The sequence below is a fragment of the Candidatus Nanosynbacter sp. HMT-352 genome (genome assembly GCF_022819365.1).
Taxonomy (GTDB): Bacteria; Patescibacteriota; Saccharimonadia; order Saccharimonadales; family Saccharimonadaceae; genus Nanosynbacter.
In genome coordinates, this window is the sequence record NZ_CP089289.1 from 681,736 (window position 1) to 696,784 (window position 15,049).

Below are 15,049 nucleotides of genomic sequence, written 5' to 3' on the forward strand. Positions count from 1 at the left end.
CCGCCATTTTCGGCGGGATTTTTATTGCTCGGGGCAGATTTACATCATACCCATTCCCGGCATACCGCCAGGAGCAGCTGCAACTTCAGCCTCTGGAATATCAACCACCAAAGCGCCCATAGTTGCCGCAGTTGACGCAATTGACACCGCATTTTGAACAGCTTCTTTAGTCACACGAGCTGGATCAATAACACCAGCCTTCTTCACGTCAATCAGACCATCTTCTGGCTTCATAACGTTAACACCGAACCCAGGTTTGCCAGATTCAACTTGAGCAAGCAACGCATCGGCATTCAACCCAGCATTTTTCATAATCTGCAAGAACGGTTGCTTCAGAGCATCCTTCAAGATTTGTCGACCAACCGACAAACTATCCGCGCCGCTAACTTTTAGATTGCCAGCCAAATTGACCAAAGTTACGCCGCCACCAGCGACAATTCCCTCAGCCAAAGCCGCCTTAGTAGCCGCCACGGCGTCATCAACGCGGAATTTCTTCTCGTCAATCTCCGTCTCAGTCGCACCACCGACTTTAATAACCGCAACCTTGCCAGATAATGCCGCGGCACGCTTGTCGAATTGCTCTTTTTCATACTCACTTGAAGCATTCTCTGAAAGCGATTTAATCTCAGCAATTCGCTCTTTCACACCTGAAGGTTTGCCCGCGCCTTCGATAATTGTTGTTTCGTCTTTACCAACAATAACCTTACGTGCCGAGCCCAAAACTTCCAAGCCAGCGTTTTCGAATGTCAATCCGTGATCTTCAGAAATCACAGTTGCACCAGTCAGCACAGCGATATCACGAAGAACATCTTTACGACGATCACCGAAACTTGGCGCCTTAACGGCTACGGTGTTGAATACGCCCTTCAGCTTGTTCAGAACCAAAATACTCAATGCTTCGCCTTCAACTTCGTCAGCAATCAAAACCACGTCTTTCTTACCACTTTGTGCCAATTTTTCCAACATTGGCAAGAATTCCTGCACGCTAGAAATCTTCTTGTCGGTGATTAGAATTGCTGGCTTTTCGTACACAGCTTCCTGGCGACCCGCGTCAGTAACAAAGAACGGACTCACCCAACCCTTGTCCAAGCTAAAACCTTCGACAACTTCAGCTTCCAGTTCCAGGCCTTGACCAGCCTCAACAGTAACCACGCCATCTTTACCAACTTTCTCAATCACGCCAGCAATCAATTTACCAATTTCCGCATCTCCCGCCGAAATCGTAGCGACTTCAGCCACGCGATCAGACTTACCTTCAATCGACTCAGCCAATTTGTTCAATTCTTTAACAATTTCCGCGCCAGCTTGCTCGATGCCTTTCCTAAGCTCCATCGGATTGTGTCCAGCCGCAATCAATCGATTTGCCTCTTTCAAAATCGAGTATGTCAACACCGTTACGGTCGTTGTGCCGTCGCCTGCTTGCTTGTTCAAGTTCTTAGCGGCCTGCTTGATTAAATCGGCACCGACTTTATAGCCCAGCGTTTCGTCATCGTTTTCTGGCAATTCAATTCCTTCAGCCACAGTTACGCCGTCATGAGTAACCGTTGGACCGCCAAAACCCTTCGCAATCACAACGTTGCGACCCTTCGGACCGTAAGTTACTTTAACTGCGTCATATAGCGATTTAGCTCCGCCAAGCACGCGATTTCGCGCATCGTCATCATAAAAAACTTTTTTTGCCATAGTTAAACTCCCCTTTTTATCCAACAACCGTTGCTAAAATATCTTCTTCGCGAACAACCAAATATTCCGTGCCATCAATTTTCAAATCCGTAGTCGAATATTCTTTATAGACAATCCGATCACCGACTTTGACATTCTTCACGTCGCCACCAACTGCTTTAACTTCCGCAACTACTGGCTTTTCTTTAGCGTTATCAGGCAAGTAAATTCCGCTCGCTGTCTGAGTCTTTGCTTCTTCACGCACCGCTACAACACGGTCGCCAAGAGGCTTAATAGGTGTACTCACGTTATCCTCCATTTCGTTAACAACGTATCTATTGTAACGCACTAATTTAGCACTCGTCAAGTGTGAGTGCTAATTATCTAGATATTATTCAGTATTATACGATTAGTAGCTCAGGGAAATTATCATCACCATCATCACCTTCTTCCGATGCATAGATTCTTCCCGTAAAAACATCATTCTTAATAGCAACTTCCCCCATTATCATAATAATTCTGGTATTTTCACTGCTCTTCCCAACATCAATAGAAGTAGGTGAAAAGATAACTTCCTTTTTCTCAGGAACAATACCTCTTCTTTTTGCAATAGCATTACCACCAAAGTCCTCCTCAATCGTCATTGTAAATCCTGAGCCAAACGGATTAGCACGCAATTTAGCATCAAGCTTCGGAAGAGTATCTGGGTCAATAACTTTATAAGCTTTCATACCCTACCTAGACTGCCCTTCCCAGCGTTCTTTGAGCTTTGCTACGCCTTTGCCTTTCAGCGGCAACTATTTCCTTAATTTTTTTCTCATAGTAAGAACATTTACTCTTGATAGTTCTGTCTTCAGGAAGCACTCTACCACAAAAATCATCATCATCAAATCCCGACCAGCTTACATAATAACCCGGCCTACGATTCCTTTCATTTGCCTTATAGGCAGAAATTTTAGTCGCTTTTATATCAATGTAAAATTCAAACCTTTCGCCTTGATCATCAACATAGTAAACATGAATATCTCCTCCATTAAGATCATCTTCAGTACTAGTCATTTCAGCAAGTTCAACTCCCGGAGTCCAGTTTAAGGCACTTTCAGCAGCAATTTCATGGCGCATTCCCTGAATCACAGCATAAAACGACTGTCTAGCGTACTCAATCTCCGAGCGAGTATAATTAAGCATTAACATAACCTCATTGATGGAATCCATAGTTTCCTTCATACTACTACACTGCTCTTCATCTATCATAGTACGTATGATTTTATTGAATGTCGTAACTGTTTCTTTACACTTTTTTATCTCTTCGCGAGACATATCACTATTATGCTTATCAAGCTTATACTGAGCATTAAGCCAATGCGGCATAATTTGTAGGAATTTCCGAGTTCTGTCTTCGTCTGTTTCATATCGACTTTCTTGTTTACTACGCTGAATATCTATAGCTTCAGACACAGCAAACCGCTTTGCCCATACCATTTCTAATGCCGTCTCGCCTAACTTTTGGCGTATCTTTGAGCGTATATGATCTTGTACTTCCATATACTCAGAAGATCTCATGACCTCAGCAGCAGTCTCACTCAATCTCATTCGCTCTCTATTGGATCTGCCTGTATTCATAATTGCTATAATACCATAAAATCAATAAAAAAGCAACCCCACACCCTTCTCCCTACTATTCCTCAATCTGTTATAATAACTCCATGCAATTATTCAAACATCTCTTAGAAACAATTCTCGGCTCTTATGTAAAAAAATATCTTAAATCTCATCCTGACACCAAACTAATTGCCGTAGTCGGCAGCGTTGGTAAAACTAGCGTAAAATCAGCAACCGCCACTGTTCTATCAGAAAAATTCACCGTGCGCCATAGTCGTGGCAATTTGAACACAACCTTAAGTGCGCCGTTGGAAATCTTAGGCGTAGACGGACCAAAAAACGCCAAATCCCCCCTAGCCTGGCTAAAAGTTTTCTCCGACGCACACGCCAGCATAAAAAACCCCGAATCTCCAGATATAATAATTCAAGAATGTGGTATTGATTGCCCTGGTGAAATGGCTACTTTTATGTGCTACATTCAACCCGACATTGCCATAATTACCTCTGTTGCTCCTGAGCATATGGAATTTTTCAAGAATATGGATACGGTAGCTCATGAGGAATTGTCCATTAGCCAAGTCGCTAAAAAAACCATCTTCAACCTTCACGATATAGATGAAAAATATCATAATCTCATAGTTGGAAATCGCATAAGTTACGGCGACGAATCCGCTGATGTTTTCCTGGAAATTAAAAAGACTACAGATACTGGCTGTATTGTCAATCTGAAATGCTCCGAAGAAACTTCTCAGGACATAAATATTTCCGTATTAGGCAAACACAACATCCGCTCAATCACTGGCGCGGCGGCGGCGGGGTTAGCTTGCGGAATGAACATTGAAGAAGTTGCGGCGGCTTTAACAAAAATCAAACCAGTTTCAGGAAGAATGAATATTTTACGCGGCATACGCGGCTGTATATTACTGGACGACACTTACAACGCCAGTCCTATTGCCATGGAAAATTCGCTAAAAACGCTCTATTCCATCTCTGCCAATCATAAAATTGCCGTATTGGGCGATATGAATGAATTGGGCGAAACGTCCGAATCGGAGCATAAAAAAATCGGCGAAATTTGTGACCCTAAACAGTTAGAATTGCTCATCACCGTCGGTAAAATGACAAAGAAACACCTCGCACCAATCGCTGAAAAAAATGGCTGTAAAGTAATTTCTTTTGATACGGCGCTTGAAGATGGAAAATTCCTGAAAAACAGCGACATTAAAGATACGACAATTCTATTCAAAGGCTCGCAGGGCGGCATTTACCTTGAAGACGCCGTGAAAGAATTGCTACTCGACCCAAGCGATGCAGAAAAATTAGTTCGCCAATCACAAAGCTGGAAACAGATTAAAGCGAAATTTTACGACTCTTTTTCTCAATCTCAGAAATAATTTCCTGAACGACCTTCTTGTCATTCCACGGAATTCGCTTGCCATTCACAATTCGGTACTGCTCATGACCCATACCCGTAATCAGAACCGTATCGCCACGAACAGCCGACCTCAGAGCTTGATAAATCGCCTGTTTTCGATCAGCAATTTCCGTCATTTTATGAGCCTTTTTCGTTTTCTCAATTCCCTGACGAATCATAGCCCGAATTTCATCTGGATTTTCGTTGTAGCTTTCCTCGTCAGTCAGGAAAATCCTATCCGCCAAATTAGCCGCCAGCTCGCCCATAATTGGACGCTTTGTCTTATCTCTGTCGCCGCACGCACCAAACACCAAAGTTAATCGCCCCTTGGTAATTTTATGAGTGGTTTTTAGCAATTTTTCCAACGCGTCTGGCGTGTGCGCATAATCCACAATAATATCAATTCCAAGCTTATTTTCTACTCGCTCGAATCGTCCAGGAATCGCTTCCAAGTTCGCCACGCCCTCTTGAATATCTTCCAACTTTATCCCCAACAAATATGCCAACGACACCGCAGCCGACATATTCATCACGTTAAATTCGCCAGGCAAATTAGTCGCCAACTCCAAATGAGTTTGATGATCAATCAGTAAACTCGCCTCTGTTCCCTTTTTATATAACTTAACGTGCGTTAAGTGAGCTTCAGCTTCCGGATTCGTCCCGTAAGTCATTTTCTCGCCAGAAGCCGTAAACTTGTCAAAATATTCAAACCACTCGTCATCACGATTCAGCACGATATATTTTGGCTTTTTCTCAAATAATTTAGCCTTAGCTGCCGCGTAAGCTTCCATCGTTTTGTGATAATCCAAATGGTCTTGGGTCAAATTAGTCATCACCGCCGCCTCAATTGGCACGCCGTCAAATTTATGCTGCGATAAAGCGTGACTTGTCGCCTCTAAAATCACATATTCCACACCTTCACGCTGAGCTGTCTGAAAAAAGCTAAACAGCCTTGCTACAGTCGGAACTGTCGCATTCAAATCATTTATCTTTTCCTTACCAGCAATTTCAATCACCGCCGTCGTAAATAACGCGGTCTTAAAGCCAGCCTCTTTCAAGATCTCATTGATATAACAAGCGGTCGTAGTTTTCCCGTTCGTCCCTGTTACTGCGATAATTCTCAAGCCACGAGCTGGATTGCCATACCTTAAGCTAATCATCTTCGTGCGCGCAACTCTATAGGCGTTTTCGGTTTTCTCCAAAGCTCCTTGAGGTAGCGTTTTTCTAGCAATTTTTACCAACTCGTTTTTCATAATACCCATTTTACCACTTATATTTGCTATAATAAAAACAAATGAGGATTTTGGGAATTGAATCCAGTTGCGACGAAACAGCGGCGTCAATAGTTGAAGATGGCGAACGCTTGCTTTCGAATGTCGTCAATTCTCAAATTGATATTCATGCAGAATACGGCGGAGTTATTCCAGAAATTGCCGCTCGTAGTCATTTGGAAGTTGTAAATCCCGTCATTAAAAAAGCTTTGTCTGACGCAAATTGCACTTGGGATGATATCGACGCCATCGCTGTTACTTACGCGCCGGGGCTTATTGGCTCGCTATTAATCGGCACTCTCGCCGCTAGAACTCTCGCTATTATCCATAATAAGCCGCTCTTTAAGATTCATCACGTAGAAGCTCACGTGTACGCCAATTTTATCAATAAGCAATCTGACAATTTATCTCTAACATTGCCGAAACAGCAGCCGTCATTCCCTATGCTTTCGTTGATCGTTTCAGGCGGGCATTCACAACTTGTCCTATTCAAAAATCACGGTGATTATCAGCTTATTGGACAAACTCAAGACGACGCAGTTGGCGAAGCATTCGATAAAGTTGCTAAAATCATCGGTTTGCCGTATCCTGGCGGCCCAGCCATCGCCAAAGCCGCTGAACTTGGCGATCCACACGCATTCCACTTGCCTATCGCCAAATTATCCGGCGAATACGATTTTTCCTTCTCTGGGCTTAAGACAGCCGTTTTGAGAGCCGTTCAGCACGAAGTCGGTAAAGACTTCACTTTTCCCTCTCATGAGCTTCCAGCGCTCGTAGATGACGAATTACGACGTAATATGGCAGCGAGTTTCCAGTATACAGCCATAAAAACTCTCGTAAATAAAACCAAAAAGGCGTTTGACAACTTCCAGCCAGCTTCCGTCGTGATCGCTGGCGGAGTCGCAGCTAACCAAGAATTGCGCCGTCAATTACGCGAAGCTTTGCCAATTGACATCGAATACGCCCCTATTCAACTCTGTACAGATAACGCCGCGATGATTGCCACTCTCGGTTATTTCAGATCTCAAATTGACGAGCCTACAGATCCATACGATATGGAAGTTCAGCCAAGCTTATCAATGACAGCAATATAACGTTGTGAGGATTACAACATGAATCAACATTTTCTACAATCATTAGCCTGGGAAAAATTCCAACAATCTCTCGGTCGAAAAGTCTTTCACAACAGAGGTGGAGGATGGGAATATTTCGCAATATTAGAGCACGGCACGGGCAATTCTCGCCTATATTGCCCCTTCGGTCCAACCGCTATTAACGAAGAAGCATTACGATTGGCGCTAAAAGACTTAGCAGAACTCGGCAAAAAACTAGACGTAACTTTCCTCAGAGTCGGACCAATTAAACCCACCTTCTCTAAGGTATTATCTGATGAGCATTGGAAAAAAGCCACTTATGTCCATTTGCAGCCAGAACATACACACGTTATCAATCTCCAGCAACCAGAGGAAGAGATTATAGCAAGTATGGCGCAACCTGTAAGGAATTGTTATAGGAATTATCACAAAAAAGGCGTAACTGTTCATCAATCTCAAAACCCAGACGATATTAAATATTTCCTAGAATTGATACACGAAGTTGCCAAACGAACCGGCATGTCGCCGCACCCAGATTCATATTTTCATAAGCAAGCTGGTTCCCTACTTCCATCCAAAGATGCTTCATTTTGGTACGCAACATATGATAATAAAGTAATTGCTACTGCCCTATTTTTCGACTCAAAAACAACTCGAATTTACGCACATGCAGCAGCAAATTCTACGCCAGAATATCGCAAACTTAACGCTGGAACTGCCCTGCTCACCGAAGCGATAATCGATGCAAAACATCGTCAAATGGAGAAAGTCGATTTATACGGAATTGCTCCTGAAAATGCACCAAAAAATCACCCGTGGGCTGGCTTTACGAAATTCAAGCGATCGTTCGGCGGCGAAGATGTCTATTCTGGAGCGACTTGGGAGCTGCCACTGAAGCCGCTTCAATATTGGCTATATCGAGCGTATCAAACGATTAGAAAATAACCTTAATTTCATCCATAGCACCACATAAATTTGTGGTATAATTAAAATGTAATATAAACATGTGGAGAAATTAGAGGATTACGTAAATAAGGGCTTTTGCACGTGAAAAGCTACTTTGTTTTCTTTTGTCTTTTTTCACATGAAAAAACCATGGAATAACTTATGCAGCTAGCTAAACAATACATACCAAACGATTACGAACCGAATATTTATGCCCTATGGGAAACCAGTGACGCATTAGAACCAACAGGGGTAGGCAAGCCATATTCAATCATTATGCCGCCACCTAACGCGAACGGCAATCTGCATATCGGGCACGCACTCGATATGAATTTGAAGGATATTCTGATTCGTTACCACCGAATGAAGGGTGACGACGCCGTATTTATTCCAGGTGCCGACCATGCTGGGTTTGAAACTTGGGTTGTGTATGAAAGAGAATTGACGAAGCAAGGGAAGAGTCGCTTCGATTTTTCACGTGACCAATTGTATAGTCAAGTTTGGAATTTTGTACAAGAAAAACGCGGCAATATGGAGCTGCAATTGCGCGCGTTAGGTATTAGCGCATCATGGAAGCATTTGACATTCACTCTGGACGACAAAGTTATCAACACCGTATACGACACATTTAAGAAAATGTGGGATGACAATTTGGTTTACAGAGGTGAGCGAATTGTCAATTATTGTACCAAACACCAAACCAGCTTTGCCGACATCGAGGTAGAACATAAGAACGAGAAAGGGAAGTTGTGGAAAATAGCTTACCCGACATTAGATAAAATTGGCGAGATTATCATAGCTACTACGCGCCCAGAAACTATGCTCGGCGACGTTGCCGTGGCGGTTCATCCAGACGACGAGCGATACAAAAAATTGGTTGGAACTCGCATTTTACTGCCAATTGTCGATAAGGAAATTCCTATCATCGCGGACGAATACGTTGACATGAGCTATGGAACCGGTGCGGTTAAGATTACGCCAGCGCACGACCCGAACGACTTTGAAATTGCAAAACGCCACGATTTGCCTATAGAGTCAATCATCAGTCCAGAAGGGAAGATGATAAACGTGCCAGCGCAGTTCTTAGGGCTAACGCCAGTAGAAGCTCGCGCTCGAGTTTTGGAAGCGTTGGAGGCGCTAGAGCTACGCCGCGGCGAAACTGAAATTGAACACGCAGTTGGACATTGTTATAAGTGTGGCAGCGTGATTGAGCCAATGATTAAAGAGCAGTGGTTTATTAAAACGCAATCACTCGCACAGCCAGCAATTGACGCGCTTAAAAAAGAAGAAATTACTTTTTATCCAGCATCCAAGCGTAAAGAACTCATCGCATATCTTGAGCAATTGAAAGACTGGAATATTTCACGACAAATTCCATGGGGAATACCAATTCCTGCGTTTGTAAATGAAAATGACCCTAAGGATTGGATATTCGACACTCACACCAACGAGCAAAGTATTGTTGTAAATGACACAACATATATCAGGGAAGAGGATACCTTTGATACTTGGTTCTCATCTGGTCAATGGCCATACATCGTAACAGATTACTTAACTGGCGGTGATTTAGCTAATTATTTCCCAACTGACATGATGGAAACTGGTATGGATATTATGCGCGCATGGGTTTCGCGCATGATCATGCTTAGTCTATACCGAACAGGGAAGTTGCCGTTCAAAGAAGTTTATCTACACGGAATGGTTAATGATGAGCACAATCAGAAAATGTCCAAGTCTAAGGGTAACGTTATCAATCCAATGGAATTGGTTGCGGAATTCGGATCTGACGCAACGCGCATGGGAGTTATCGCTGGGCGAGCACCGGCTCAAAGTCAGGCATTTAACCGCGGCTCTGTTATCGCTGCTCGCAACTTCTGCAATAAGCTATGGAATATTGCCAGGTTTGTCGAGGCGCAAATTGGCGATAATCACCAAATTGTCGACTTAGAGCCGCAAACTCCAGCCGATCACTGGATTATTCGCCAATTGAACGACGCCGCCAACAACATTGCTGTTAGAATAGAGCAATATCGCTTCTCAGAGGCATCAGAAACTGTTTACCACACTATTTGGGACGACGTGGCTGACTGGTACATTGAATCATCTAAAACGGCGATCAATCGTCCGTTATTATCTTGGGTTTTGGCAACTTCTTTGAAAATCGCTCATCCGTTTGCACCGTTCGTTACGGAAACTATTTGGCAAACTCTTAATTACACCGACGGCATTTTGATGCGTGAAGCTTGGCCGACTCCAGAAAAGTTTGATCCGATTGCCGCCGAACAATTCGAGCAACTTAAGCTTCTGGTCGCTGAAGGTCGTTGGGTGATTGCTGAACTGCCAGGGAATAAGAAATATCGATTGCTATACGGCAACGACAGTCTTATCGCCGACAATCAAGATACAATTAAGCATCTGATGCGGCTTGAGGCAATTGAACACACAGATCAGCCTCGCGGTCTACGTTTGGCGGCTGCAAACAGGGAAGCGTGGCTAGATATTGATAGCGAAACTCTGTATCAACATCAGGAAAATCTGGAAATGCGCCTAGCCGAAGCACGTCAGAAATTGGCGGGATTAAAGAAGCGCCTGGAAAATCCGACTTACGTTGAAAAGGCGCCAGCCCACCTTGTCGAGGAAACTCGCGAGCAATTAGCCGAGCAAGAAAAAATCATTACTCGGCTTGTTTCGGAACTGGAAGTAATTAGCTTAAAATAGCCTAGCTCACACCTTCAAAATCAAGGTGATATCCGTCAAAAGTATGTTGACCACGAGCAGCATATTTTTGGCGTAATCGCTTCTTATCGTTGTTACGAGGTGTAGTTCGCGGTCGCGCTGAACCTTCTTTCAACACATTTGACAATTGAGCATGTTCTGGATGAGTATGGGGCTTTGTTTCTGGCATTTTTATTTCACCCTCAACGTCACTTTGAACGCTATATGTTTTCCAAGATGATAAAAACGCTTTATCGACGTTGGTATCGTGCAGCAGCACACCAAACGCTACATTCAAACTGACAAACATAGTTGTAACGGTGAAAAACTGTTGTACTAAATTCATTTTTATTCTTTCTTTTTTGTATCTATTTTTAGAATACTGATTACAATGTTAGCATAAGCTTTGTTTTTTGTCAAGTATATTTCCCAGCATAGAAATAGTCATCCTTAATTTTACAGAGAAAATGTTTAGTATAATGGAGTTTATGGGATACCTAATTTCCATTAAGGTCGCACTAATTCTTTTTCCAATTTTGGCTTTTCTTATCACGTTGCCGTATATGATTGCGAACTATCGAAAATACGGCTCCGTCAATAAGCTGCGGACTTTGATTTTCTATTCCTTTATTCTGTATTTATTAACCGTATATTTCTTAGTTATTTTACCGTTACCAAATCCAGAATCCGTTCGCACAACTTACGCAGAAAATCTGAATTTAATTCCGTTTTCATTCGTCGCAGATTTTATAAAGAATAGCCCACTAGTATTAACAGATAGCTCGACTTGGATCGCGGCGATGAAACATCCCACTTTCTACGTTCCTGCTTTCAACGTTTTAATGCTCATTCCGTTCGGAATTTACCTGCGCTACTACTTCAAATGTAGTCTTAAAAAGACATTGTTATTGACAGCTATTTTAAGTTTATTCTTTGAACTAACTCAATTATCTGGACTTTATTTCATCTATTCAGGACCTTACCGATTAGCCGACGTCGATGATATCATCCAGAACACGATAGGTGGATGTGTCGGTTACTTTCTGGGCTGGTTTGCGACATGGCTACTTCCGTCCAGGGAAGAAATAGATGAAAAATCCCTTGAGGCTGGCTCACGAGTTTCTGCAGTCCGCGTTAGTTTATCTCTAATAATCGACGCTGTTATCGTCCGTATTCCTTACACCTTATCAAAAACCCAACTTCCGTTTTCGCTATTTTTAGCCCTCTATTTTAGCCTAATTCCTCTACTGAATGGCAAAACTTTTGGTAGCGCATTATTAAAGTTTGGGCTAACATTTGAAAATAAAAAATGGGTTCGCACAATTTTCAGAGGAATCTTACTCACGATATATTTTCACATCATTCCCGCAGGCTTGTTTTACCTCGCGAATGAATTTAATAAGGAAGCGAATTCGCTATTGTTTCTCTGTCTATTCGCAATTGCGTTCTTAGTGTTCATATTATTCGTATTAATTACAATTGTCGTAGCGTTATTTAACCGACGTTTTATGTTCGATCGCCTTTCTGGCGCAAGTTACGAAAGTACGATTCAAGCCAAACAAGAGAAATAAAAAAATAGGAAACTCGCACGAATCTCCTATTTTTCGACTTCAATAGTACTGTTTTGGCGGAAGGGGAGGGATTCGAACCCTCGGTACGTTTTACCGCACGCCGGTTTTCAAGACCGGTACCTTCAACCACTCGGTCACCCTTCCGTACTATCTATGAATTTTGGCGGAGGAGGGGGGATTCGAACCCCCGCTACAGATCTCTCCATACTAACGATTTAGCAAACCGTCCCCTTCAGCCACTTGGGTACTCCTCCAAATTCACTATTTAGTGTACCATATAAGTGTAATTATTAATAGCTTTATCGTAAATAGGGTATAATAGAATTATGATAAAAGAATACGTCTCTAAAATTACAATAGGATTACTTACAATTGGGTTCGGTATAGTTTTGGCAACCGCTCCAGTTTCCGCATTAGGTGAGGGCGGTGCGCCAGCCGGAATTAACGCAGCACGCGGCGACAATACGCCAGCCAACTTAGCTAACGGTGATTCATCAATCGTAAGACGAGCTATCAACATTATGCTATTCGGCGTCGGCGTCTTAAGTGTTGTTATGCTAATCTTCGGCGGTTTCCGCTACGTAATATCTGGCGGTAAAAAAGAATCCGTCACAAACGCCAAAAACACAATTTTATATGCAATCATCGGTCTACTAATCGCAGTCTTTGCTTACGCCATAATCAACTTCATCCTTGGCGCAGCTTTAAGCGGCGGATCAACCACTAACGTTTAATTGTTCACTAATTCTCATCGTGATATACTAACGTCATGAACGATAGTCCAGAAAACCAAGACTTTGAAACGCCATCACCCGACAGGCTTGATTTAACCGAGCCAATAGCCTGGAACGCGCCAGAAGGCGTGCAAGTCCAACGCGGTAAATTGTGGTACGTGTTTTTCGTCATCGTGTTGATAGGACTAATGGCTTTGGCGATTTTAGTGTTTAAGAACTGGACTTTCGCAGTTTTACTACCAATTATGGCTGTAGCCTTGTTTGTATTATCAAACAAAACCCCACAAGTAATAAACTACGCGATTAGCCCCAAAGGTATTTACATCGCCGATGTTTTACACGATTTTAGCGAATTTCGCGCATTTGGATTAATTCACGAAAACAACCAACATTCGATTCTATTATTACCCGTAAAACGATTCTCACCAGGTTTAACTATTTACTTTTCCGAAGCAGAGGGCGAGAGAATTGTCGATATGCTCGGAGCACGCCTACCAATGCAAGAAATTAAGCCAGACGCCTTAGAGAAGTTTATTCGGCTGATAAAGCTATAGCTTGATTGACTATATTTTATGTGGTAGAATACAAAAGTTCAGTGCTTTATAGCAATGAAGGTACCTTATATTTTTTGTTGCGGCCTTTTCGAAAGGCTGTATGCACCCGTAGCTCAGCTGGATAGAGCGCTGGCTTGCGGAGCCAGAGGTCGTAAGTTCGAATCTTGCCGGGTGTACCAATTAACCTAAGGAGGGGTATGAATTTTATTAAGTACGTAAAATATTCAGGATTGGGAATTATAGCAATCTGTTCGACTGCTATAGCAATTTTAGCTGGGGCAGAGTTCTTTGAATTGATAACTTGGAATGAAGCTAGTAAGTGGATGATTAAATTTTGTCAATTAGGCGGCGTCGGTCTAGCTCTATGTATCGTCTGGAGTATTATCGGCACTATAGTAGCCAAAGACTCAAAGAAGACTGATAAAAAATAATTTCCCGAATTAGTTAGATACGGAGAGGTGCAGGAGTGGTTGAACTGGCCGCTCTCGAAAAGCGGTATGGGGCAACTCATCGAGGGTTCGAATCCCTCTCTCTCCGCCATAGATATTATGAAAATCACCATTATAACAATCGGAAAAAAGCACGAAGCCTGGGTTCAGCCAGGCATTTTTCGTTTTTTAGAGCGCCTACGAGCACCTTTTGCTGCGGAAATGATTATTCTACCGCATTCAAGCTTTGAAGGCGACAGGGCGCGCCAGGAAGAGTCTGAGCGTATTTTTTCACGCCTCAATTCGGACGACTTCGTTATTTTGCTCGATGAGCGCGGAAAAAACCTATCATCACCGGAATTATCTAACTTAATAACCGAACACATCGACAAGCACATTGTCTTCATCATTGGTGGCGCTTATGGAGTTACTAGCGACTTGCGTCAAAAATCCAACATCGTCTGGTCGTTATCAAACTTAGTATTTCCACACCAATTAGTTCGTCTTATTTTAGCCGAGCAATTGTACCGCGCTCAAGAAATCCATCGCGGCAGTCATTATCATCACTCATAGCTTCGGGCGCCCGTGCCTGGCAATAACCGCAATTTCCACGTGTTTGGCGCCATTTTTCTTCAAACATTCTGCCGCCGCCAACACAGTTGAGCCAGTCGTAAAAATATCGTCAATAATGATATATCGCTTATTTTTATCAACTTTACCCGCAATTTCAAAAAACTCCTTTGCTTGACGTTTTCTCTGGGTGGAAGACTTCGTAAAGTGCTGGGTAACGTTATTTCTGCGCCGGAGCAGGGAACAGCACTCTATTTTTCTACGTCGAGATAGTTTAATAGCAATTTTTCGGATATGATCAAATCCACGGCGTCGAATATTCTTAGAAATTGTAGGAATTGGTACGATTACTGTATCTGACGGCAATTCAGGCAGAGCTTCGTCTAAGAACTCGCTCAGTAGATCAGCCGCCGCCTGAACGCGGTTAAACTTATAATCATCAATAATCTTTGCGACAACACCTGTACGTCGCGAAAAACACCAGATCAT

At 42.8% G+C, this 15,049-nt stretch carries 16 protein-coding genes and 4 tRNA genes; 11 read left to right on the forward strand and 9 right to left on the reverse strand.

Going from position 1 to position 15,049, the window contains the following annotated elements; genetic code table 11:
• Positions 1–39: 39 nt before the first annotated feature.
• The 4 genes from groL to LRM49_RS03635 form a co-directional block, all read right to left on the reverse strand.
• Positions 40–1,683 (reverse strand): chaperonin GroEL, encoded by a 1,644-nt coding sequence (groL, locus tag LRM49_RS03620; RefSeq protein WP_243777824.1) that lies wholly within the window; start codon positions 1,681–1,683, stop codon positions 40–42.
• Between the two features lie 16 nt (positions 1,684–1,699).
• Entirely contained in the window at positions 1,700–1,969 is a 270-nt protein-coding gene (locus tag LRM49_RS03625) for a co-chaperone GroES (protein ID WP_232272958.1), read from the reverse strand.
• A 94-nt stretch (positions 1,970–2,063) separates the two neighbouring features.
• Complete coding sequence (locus LRM49_RS03630; protein ID WP_243777825.1) at positions 2,064–2,393, reverse strand: hypothetical protein; 330 nt, start codon at positions 2,391–2,393, stop codon at positions 2,064–2,066.
• Between the two features lie 7 nt (positions 2,394–2,400).
• Positions 2,401–3,285 carry a hypothetical protein gene (locus LRM49_RS03635; protein WP_243777826.1) on the reverse strand — a complete coding sequence of 295 codons (885 nt, stop codon included), beginning with the start codon at positions 3,283–3,285 and terminating at the stop codon, positions 2,401–2,403.
• 83 nt (positions 3,286–3,368) lie between these two features.
• Between LRM49_RS03635 and LRM49_RS03640 the strand changes: the two genes are divergently transcribed.
• The gene (locus tag LRM49_RS03640; protein ID WP_243777827.1) at positions 3,369–4,658 is read left to right on the forward strand and encodes a Mur ligase family protein; all 1,290 of its coding nucleotides are present in this window, start codon (positions 3,369–3,371) and stop codon (positions 4,656–4,658) included.
• On the opposite strand, the gene LRM49_RS03645 is transcribed toward LRM49_RS03640, so the two are convergent.
• Entirely contained in the window at positions 4,615–5,931 is a 1,317-nt protein-coding gene (locus LRM49_RS03645) for a UDP-N-acetylmuramoyl-L-alanyl-D-glutamate--2,6-diaminopimelate ligase (protein ID WP_243777828.1), read from the reverse strand. The genes LRM49_RS03640 and LRM49_RS03645 overlap by 44 nt on opposite strands.
• A gap of 41 nt (positions 5,932–5,972) precedes the next feature.
• On the opposite strand from LRM49_RS03645, the gene tsaD reads away from it, so the two are divergent.
• From tsaD to LRM49_RS03660, 3 genes are all read left to right on the forward strand, one after another.
• A complete protein-coding gene (gene tsaD, locus LRM49_RS03650; protein WP_243777829.1) occupies positions 5,973–7,043 on the forward strand; it encodes a tRNA (adenosine(37)-N6)-threonylcarbamoyltransferase complex transferase subunit TsaD in 1,071 nt (356 codons plus the stop codon).
• A gap of 18 nt (positions 7,044–7,061) precedes the next feature.
• Positions 7,062–7,988: a lipid II:glycine glycyltransferase FemX gene (locus LRM49_RS03655; RefSeq protein WP_243777830.1), complete on the forward strand. Its 927-nt coding sequence runs from the start codon at positions 7,062–7,064 to the stop codon at positions 7,986–7,988.
• A 162-nt stretch (positions 7,989–8,150) separates the two neighbouring features.
• The gene (locus LRM49_RS03660) at positions 8,151–10,706 is read left to right on the forward strand and encodes a valine--tRNA ligase (protein WP_243777831.1); all 2,556 of its coding nucleotides are present in this window, start codon (positions 8,151–8,153) and stop codon (positions 10,704–10,706) included.
• Position 10,707: 1 nt separating this feature from the next.
• Here the strand turns inward: LRM49_RS03660 and LRM49_RS03665 are convergent, their stop codons facing one another.
• Positions 10,708–11,049: a hypothetical protein gene (locus LRM49_RS03665; RefSeq protein ID WP_129743614.1), complete on the reverse strand. Its 342-nt coding sequence runs from the start codon at positions 11,047–11,049 to the stop codon at positions 10,708–10,710.
• A gap of 142 nt (positions 11,050–11,191) precedes the next feature.
• Here LRM49_RS03665 and LRM49_RS03670 point away from each other — a divergent pair, with 142 nt between their 5' ends.
• Entirely contained in the window at positions 11,192–12,274 is a 1,083-nt protein-coding gene (locus tag LRM49_RS03670; RefSeq protein ID WP_243777832.1) for a VanZ family protein, read from the forward strand.
• A gap of 54 nt (positions 12,275–12,328) precedes the next feature.
• Here LRM49_RS03670 and LRM49_RS03675 read toward each other — a convergent pair.
• A tRNA-Ser gene (locus LRM49_RS03675) sits at positions 12,329–12,418 on the reverse strand.
• A 17-nt stretch (positions 12,419–12,435) separates the two neighbouring features.
• A tRNA-Ser gene (locus LRM49_RS03680) sits at positions 12,436–12,528 on the reverse strand.
• A gap of 72 nt (positions 12,529–12,600) precedes the next feature.
• Between LRM49_RS03680 and LRM49_RS03685 the strand changes: the two genes are divergently transcribed.
• From LRM49_RS03685 to LRM49_RS03710, 6 genes are all read left to right on the forward strand, one after another.
• Positions 12,601–13,008, forward strand: a complete 408-nt coding sequence (locus tag LRM49_RS03685) for a hypothetical protein (protein WP_243777833.1) — start codon at positions 12,601–12,603, stop codon at positions 13,006–13,008.
• A 35-nt stretch (positions 13,009–13,043) separates the two neighbouring features.
• A complete protein-coding gene (locus LRM49_RS03690; RefSeq protein WP_232736231.1) occupies positions 13,044–13,562 on the forward strand; it encodes a hypothetical protein in 519 nt (172 codons plus the stop codon).
• 102 nt (positions 13,563–13,664) lie between these two features.
• Positions 13,665–13,741, forward strand: a tRNA-Arg gene (locus LRM49_RS03695).
• Between the two features lie 18 nt (positions 13,742–13,759).
• A complete protein-coding gene (locus LRM49_RS03700; protein WP_146555096.1) occupies positions 13,760–13,993 on the forward strand; it encodes a hypothetical protein in 234 nt (77 codons plus the stop codon).
• 21 nt (positions 13,994–14,014) lie between these two features.
• Positions 14,015–14,102: transfer RNA gene (locus LRM49_RS03705), tRNA-Ser, on the forward strand.
• Positions 14,103–14,110: 8 nt separating this feature from the next.
• Positions 14,111–14,563, forward strand: a complete 453-nt coding sequence (locus LRM49_RS03710) for a 23S rRNA (pseudouridine(1915)-N(3))-methyltransferase RlmH (RefSeq protein ID WP_243777834.1) — start codon at positions 14,111–14,113, stop codon at positions 14,561–14,563.
• Here LRM49_RS03710 and LRM49_RS03715 read toward each other — a convergent pair.
• Positions 14,558–15,049, reverse strand: coding sequence for a ComF family protein (locus tag LRM49_RS03715; RefSeq protein WP_243777835.1), 492 nt, complete (start codon positions 15,047–15,049; stop codon positions 14,558–14,560). The two genes, LRM49_RS03710 and LRM49_RS03715, sit on opposite strands and share 6 nt — an antisense overlap.

What these genes read in the sequence shown, in the direction of transcription:
- groL (WP_243777824.1), bottom strand. Translation starts at nt 1,683, where the DNA reads ATGGCAAAAAAAGTTTTTTATGATGACGATGCGCGAAATCGCGTGCTT.
- LRM49_RS03630 (WP_243777825.1), bottom strand. Translation starts at nt 2,393, where the DNA reads ATGAAAGCTTATAAAGTTATTGACCCAGATACTCTTCCGAAGCTTGAT.
- LRM49_RS03635 (WP_243777826.1), bottom strand. Translation starts at nt 3,285, where the DNA reads ATGAATACAGGCAGATCCAATAGAGAGCGAATGAGATTGAGTGAGACT.
- LRM49_RS03640 (WP_243777827.1), top strand. Translation starts at nt 3,369, where the DNA reads ATGCAATTATTCAAACATCTCTTAGAAACAATTCTCGGCTCTTATGTA.
- LRM49_RS03645 (WP_243777828.1), bottom strand. Translation starts at nt 5,931, where the DNA reads ATGAAAAACGAGTTGGTAAAAATTGCTAGAAAAACGCTACCTCAAGGA.
- tsaD (WP_243777829.1), top strand. Translation starts at nt 5,973, where the DNA reads ATGAGGATTTTGGGAATTGAATCCAGTTGCGACGAAACAGCGGCGTCA.
- LRM49_RS03655 (WP_243777830.1), top strand. Translation starts at nt 7,062, where the DNA reads ATGAATCAACATTTTCTACAATCATTAGCCTGGGAAAAATTCCAACAA.
- LRM49_RS03660 (WP_243777831.1), top strand. Translation starts at nt 8,151, where the DNA reads ATGCAGCTAGCTAAACAATACATACCAAACGATTACGAACCGAATATT.
- LRM49_RS03665 (WP_129743614.1), bottom strand. Translation starts at nt 11,049, where the DNA reads ATGAATTTAGTACAACAGTTTTTCACCGTTACAACTATGTTTGTCAGT.
- LRM49_RS03670 (WP_243777832.1), top strand. Translation starts at nt 11,192, where the DNA reads ATGGGATACCTAATTTCCATTAAGGTCGCACTAATTCTTTTTCCAATT.
- LRM49_RS03685 (WP_243777833.1), top strand. Translation starts at nt 12,601, where the DNA reads ATGATAAAAGAATACGTCTCTAAAATTACAATAGGATTACTTACAATT.
- LRM49_RS03690 (WP_232736231.1), top strand. Translation starts at nt 13,044, where the DNA reads ATGAACGATAGTCCAGAAAACCAAGACTTTGAAACGCCATCACCCGAC.
- LRM49_RS03700 (WP_146555096.1), top strand. Translation starts at nt 13,760, where the DNA reads ATGAATTTTATTAAGTACGTAAAATATTCAGGATTGGGAATTATAGCA.
- LRM49_RS03710 (WP_243777834.1), top strand. Translation starts at nt 14,111, where the DNA reads ATGAAAATCACCATTATAACAATCGGAAAAAAGCACGAAGCCTGGGTT.
- LRM49_RS03715 (WP_243777835.1), bottom strand. Translation starts at nt 15,049, where the DNA reads ATGATCTGGTGTTTTTCGCGACGTACAGGTGTTGTCGCAAAGATTATT.